Source organism: Microbacterium azadirachtae (assembly GCF_000956545.1).
Taxonomy (GTDB): Bacteria; Actinomycetota; Actinomycetes; order Actinomycetales; family Microbacteriaceae; genus Microbacterium; species Microbacterium azadirachtae.
On sequence record NZ_JYIT01000022.1, the window covers coordinates 1 to 5095 of the forward strand.

A 5095-nucleotide genomic window follows, 5' to 3' on the forward strand; every position below is an offset into this window, starting at 1 on the left:
AGCCCGCCGCCGGGGCTCCTCGCACCCCTGCCGCGGAGCCGCGGACGGACGTACCCTGGAAGCGGAGGTGGGACCATGACGCAGGTGGCGGCAGGCGACCGGATCCGCATCCACGGCCGGGTGGTCGGCGGCGGCGAGCGCTTCGGCGTGGTCACCGAAGTGCGCGGCGAGCTCCTCGTCGTGCACTACGACGACGGGCACGAAGCGGTGCTCTCCCCCGGCAGCGACTGCGAGATCAGGCACGCCGAGTAAGGCACGTCGCCCGGGCGGCGGCCCTCGGAGAGGCGCGCCTCAGCCGGACCGGATCCGAGGATCCGTCCGACCGAGACGCACGTCTCCGAGCGAAGCGCCGTGCGCCCGCCGGGAGCTACTCCCCCGACTCGCCGACGAAGCCGACGATCGGGATCGCCGAGGTCGTCGGCACCGTCGGAGACAGGATCGTCCCGTCCTCGCGCCGGGCCTGCCGGCCGAACTCCGGGCGGCCGTGCAGCACCGGCCCCTGATCCGGGAGCGGCACCGCGGCGGGGCTGTCGACGGAAGCCGAATGCGCGGTCCCGCGCACGGAGAACGAGACCGGGTCTCCCGAGCGCACCTCGACGAGCAGCCTGTCCGCGGTCAGGGTGATCTGCAGCTGGGATCCGTGCCACTGCAGCGGGTAGGACAGCTCGGGCCAGTCGCCCGGAAGACGCGGGTCGAAGCTGAGCTCGCCGTCGTGATCGCGCATGCCGCCGAAGCCGCAGACGAGCGCGGTCCACACGCCTCCCGCGGAGGCGACGTGGACGCCGTCGGAGGCGTTGCGGTGCAGGTCGCCCAGATCGACGTAGATGGCGTGCTCGAAGTACTCGTGCGCGAGGTCCTGATAGCCGACCTCGGCGGCGAGGATCGACTGCACGACCGCCGACAGGGTCGAATCGCCCGTGGTGAGCGGGTCGTAGTACTCGAAGTCGGCGAGCTTCTCCGCCTCGGTGAAGTGGTTGCCCTGCTGAAGGAGCTGCTGCAGAATCCCGCCGCACACGCGGGCGAGCAGCACACCGCCTACGTCGAGATCCAGGTCGGCACGGAGAGCATCCCGCAGAGCCTGCGCGACACCACGGGCCTCGTCGGGTTCGCGGGTGCGGAGCAGCCGACGCAGACGCTCCAGGATGCCGCGAACCCCGTCGCGCTCACGGCGGATCCGGGGATTCTCGATGCTGCCGTGCGCGGCGACGTGCTGCGCGTCCGGTTCCAGGTCGTGCAGCCCGGCGACCGCACCACTCTGTACAACGGCGCGGGCATCGCCGAGCTGCGTGTCGTGGGCGCGGACAAGGTCGGATCCTTCTCCTGATCGGGACGGGCCGTCGCGTGACGAGAATCGGCCCGTCGCGCGCCTTCCGGCGGGCACCGGCGCCCACTACCCTGGACAGGGTGGCACCCCGACGTGCCGATCCGTTCGATGCCGTTCTCAGCCACCCGGAGGCTTCGCCGTGCCCGACACCCCCGCGCTTCCCGACCTGCACCGCGCCGCCGCCGTGCTGTTCGACCTGGACGGCGTGCTGACCCCGACCGCCGAGGTGCACATGCGCGCCTGGAAGGCCGTGTTCGACGAGGTGTTCACGCTGTGGGGCATCACGCCCGAGTACACCGACGAAGACTACTTCGCGTATGTCGACGGGAAGAAGCGGTACGACGGCGTCGCCAGCCTGCTGCGCAGCCGCAACGTCGAGATCCCGTGGGGGTCCGTGGACGACGACCCCGAGGCCGACACGATCTGCGGCATCGGCAACCGGAAGAACGTCGCCTTCTCCGAAGCCCTGCGCCGCGACGGCATCGCGCCCTATCCCGGGTCCCTCGCCCTGCTCGAGGAGCTGCGCGCCGCCGAGGTTCCGCTCGCGGTGGTGTCCAGTTCGAAGAACGCGGAGGAGGTGCTGGCGACCGCAGGCATCCGCGACTTCTTCACGGTCGTGGTCGACGGCGTCGTGGCCGAGCGCGAGCACCTGGCGTCCAAGCCCGCCGCCGACGTCTTCCGCGTGGGCGCGGAGCGCATCGGCGTCGATCCCGCATCCGCCGTCGCGGTCGAGGACGCCACCAGCGGCGTCGCGTCGGCGGCCGCCGCCGGCTACGGAACGGTCGTCGGCGTCGACCGCGGAGCCGGATCCGAATCCCTCCTCGCGAACGGGGCCACGGTCGTCGTGGACGACCTCGCCCGCTTCCTGTCCTGAACCACCCCTTCACGGAGACCACTGCATGATCGATCGCGACCTCTTCCCCGTCGACCCGTGGCGTCTCGTCGAGACGCAGTATCCGCACGTCAGCCCTGGCGTCTCGGAGACGCTGCTCGGCCTGGGCAACGGCTATCTGGGTCTGCGCGGCAACCACATCGAAGGGCGGGGCGCACTCGAGCACGGCACGTTCATCAACGGCCTGCACGAGACGTGGAAGATCCGTCACGCCGAGCAGGCCTTCGGGTTCGCCGAGGTGGGACAGACCATCGTGAACGCGCCCGACGCGAAGGTCATGCGCGTGTACGTCGACGACGAGCCGCTGAGCTTCGACGAGGCGGACGTGCGGGAGTACCGTCGCGAGCTCGACTTCCGGACCGGGATCCTCATGCGCGAGGTGCTGTGGGTGACCCCCTCCGGCAAGCGGGTGCGGATCCGCGACGAGCGCATCGTGTCGTTCGTGGAGCGGCACCTGGCCGTGCTGCGCCTCGAGGTGGTCGTCGAGAACGCGGACGCCCCGGTGACGATCTCGTGCCAGCTGATCAACCGGCAGGACGGCGAGGACGTGTACGGCGGGGTTCCGTCGATGGCGGCGGGCTCTCCGGGCGAGAAGGCCGGCTTCGATCCGCGCAAGGCGGAGCGGTTCGGCGACCGGGTGCTGCAGCCCGCGGAGTTCTGGCAGGACGGCGGGCGCTCGGCGCTCGCGTACCGCGTGGCGAACTCGGGGATGACGCTCGCCGTGGTCGCCGATCACCTGGTCGAGACCGAGAACGAGTACACGGCGCGGCAGCTCGTCGAGCCGGACATCGCGAAGAACGTGTTCCGCGTGCAGGCGAAGGCGGGCGTGCCCACGAGGGTCACGAAGCTCGTCAGCTATCACACCTCCCGCGGCGTGCCCGCGCGCGAGCTCATCGACCGCTGCCGGCGCACCCTCGACCGCGCCGCGGTGGAGGGCGTCGAGGCGCAGTTCGCCAAGCAGGCGCAGTGGCTGGGCGCGTTCTGGGAGCGCAGCGACGTGCGCATCGCGGGGCACGACGACCTGCAGCAGGCGACGCGGTGGTGCCTCTTCCAGATCGCGCAGGCGTCCGCGCGTGCAGACGGCGCCGGGGTCTCGGCGAAGGGCGTGTCCGGATCCGGCTACGGCGGGCACTACTTCTGGGACACCGAGGTGTACGTGCTGCCGTTCCTCACCTACACGTCACCGCAGTTCGCGCGCAACGCGCTGCGCTGCCGGGTGCACATGCTGCCGGCCGCGCGCCGGCGTGCAGGCCAGCTCAACGAGGGCGGGGCCCTGTTCCCGTGGCGCACGATCAACGGCGAGGAGGCCAGCGCGTACTACGCCGCCGGCACCGCGCAGTACCACATCAACGCCGACGTCAGCTACGCGCTGGGCAAGTACGTGCGCGCCACCGGCGACGACGAGTTCCTCTACCGCGAGGGCGTGGACATCGCCGTGGAGACCGCGCGGATGTGGGCCACGCTCGGGTTCTGGCGCTCCGCCGACGGCGTGGACACGTTCCACATCCACGGCGTGACCGGCCCGGACGAGTACACCACCGTCGTGAACGACAACCTGTTCACGAACGTGATGGCGCGCTACAACCTGCGCTTCGCCGCGCGGGTCGTGCGCGAGATGGCGGCGGATGCGCCGGAGGCGTACGACGCGGCCGTGGAGCGGCTCGGAATCGACCCGGCCGAGGTCGAGCGCTGGGAGCGCGCCGCCGATGCGATGCACATCCCGTTCAGCCCGGCGCTGGGGATCCATCCGCAGGACTCCCTGTTCCTCGAGCGCGAGGTGTGGGACCTGCCGAACACCCCCGCGGAACAGCGTCCGCTGCTGCTGCACTTCCACCCGCTGGTGATCTACCGGTTCCAGGTGCTGAAGCAGGCCGACGTGGTGCTCGCGCTGTTCCTGCAGGGCAACCACTTCACCGAGGCGGAGAAGCTCGCCGACTTCGAGTACTACGACCCGCTCACCACGGGCGATTCGACCCTGTCGGCGGTCGTGCAGTCGATCCTCGCCGCCGAGGTCGGCTATCAGGACCTCGCGCACGAGTACTTCGAGCACGCCATCTACGTCGATCTGGGCGACCTGCACCGCAACGCCTCCGACGGCGTCCACGTCGCCTCCGCGGGAGGCGTGTGGACCGCGCTCGTCTGCGGCTTCGGCGGCATGCGCGATCACGACGGCGAGCTCAGCTTCGACCCGCGTCTTCCGGGCGACTGGCCCGAGCTGTCCTACCCGCTGCAGTGGCACGGATCCCAGCTGCAGATCACCCTGACCGCGGACAGGCTGCTCGTCGAGGTGCGCTCGGGAGACCCGGTCTCGTTCTCCGTGCGCGGGACCGCGCATTCGGCTTCCGTCGACAGCCCCGCCGCGGTGCCGCTCCCGGATCAGGGGCCGGTGCTGCACGGCCGCCCGGAGTTCGGCCGGCAGGCCCGGCGCGAGGACGGGACGATCCTGTCTCCGACGGTGCCGACGACCTCGGCGATCCCGATCGTCGGCTTCGTCGGCGAGTCGGGGGAGTAGCTCCCGGCGGGCGCACGGCGCTTCGCTCGGAGACGTGCGTCTCGGTCGGACGGATCCTCGGATCCGGTCCGGCTGAGGCGCGCCTCTCCGAGGGCCGCCGCCCGGGCGACGTGCCTTACTCGGCGTGCCTGATCTCGCAGTCGCTGCCGGGGGAGAGCACCGCTTCGTGCCCGTCGTCGTAGTGCACGACGAGGAGCTCGCCGCGCACTTCGGTGACCACGCCGAAGCGCTCGCCGCCGCCGACCACCCGGCCGTGGATGCGGATCCGGTCGCCTGCCGCCACCTGCGTCATGGTCCCACCTCCGCTTCCAGGGTACGTCCGTCCGCGGCCCCGCGGCAGGGGTGCGAGGAGCCCCGGCGGCGGGTC

6 protein-coding genes are annotated in these 5095 nt (G+C 71.3%); 4 read left to right on the plus strand and 2 right to left on the minus strand.

Annotation, left to right across the window (positions count from 1 at the left end; all coding sequences use genetic code 11):
• The first annotated feature begins 75 nt into the window (after positions 1-75).
• Positions 76-252, plus strand: a complete 177-nt coding sequence (locus RL72_RS19305; protein WP_082071862.1) for a DUF1918 domain-containing protein — start codon at positions 76-78, stop codon at positions 250-252.
• 115 nt (positions 253-367) lie between these two features.
• On the opposite strand, the gene RL72_RS20320 is transcribed toward RL72_RS19305, so the two are convergent.
• Positions 368-1015 (minus strand): glycosyl hydrolase family 65 domain-containing protein, encoded by a 648-nt coding sequence (locus tag RL72_RS20320; protein ID WP_428838612.1) that lies wholly within the window; start codon positions 1013-1015, stop codon positions 368-370.
• Between RL72_RS20320 and RL72_RS20325 the strand changes: the two genes are divergently transcribed.
• From RL72_RS20325 to RL72_RS00235, 3 genes are all read left to right on the plus strand, one after another.
• Positions 971-1324: a hypothetical protein gene (locus tag RL72_RS20325; protein ID WP_045248791.1), complete on the plus strand. Its 354-nt coding sequence runs from the start codon at positions 971-973 to the stop codon at positions 1322-1324. The genes RL72_RS20320 and RL72_RS20325 overlap by 45 nt on opposite strands.
• Positions 1325-1463: 139 nt before the next feature.
• Positions 1464-2198, plus strand: coding sequence for a beta-phosphoglucomutase family hydrolase (locus RL72_RS00230; protein ID WP_045248792.1), 735 nt, complete (start codon positions 1464-1466; stop codon positions 2196-2198).
• A 25-nt stretch (positions 2199-2223) separates the two neighbouring features.
• Positions 2224-4728, plus strand: coding sequence for a glycoside hydrolase family 65 protein (locus RL72_RS00235; RefSeq protein ID WP_045248793.1), 2505 nt, complete (start codon positions 2224-2226; stop codon positions 4726-4728).
• A 115-nt stretch (positions 4729-4843) separates the two neighbouring features.
• Here the strand turns inward: RL72_RS00235 and RL72_RS19315 are convergent, their stop codons facing one another.
• Complete coding sequence (locus RL72_RS19315) at positions 4844-5020, minus strand: DUF1918 domain-containing protein (protein WP_082071862.1); 177 nt, start codon at positions 5018-5020, stop codon at positions 4844-4846.
• Positions 5021-5095 lie beyond the last annotated feature (75 nt).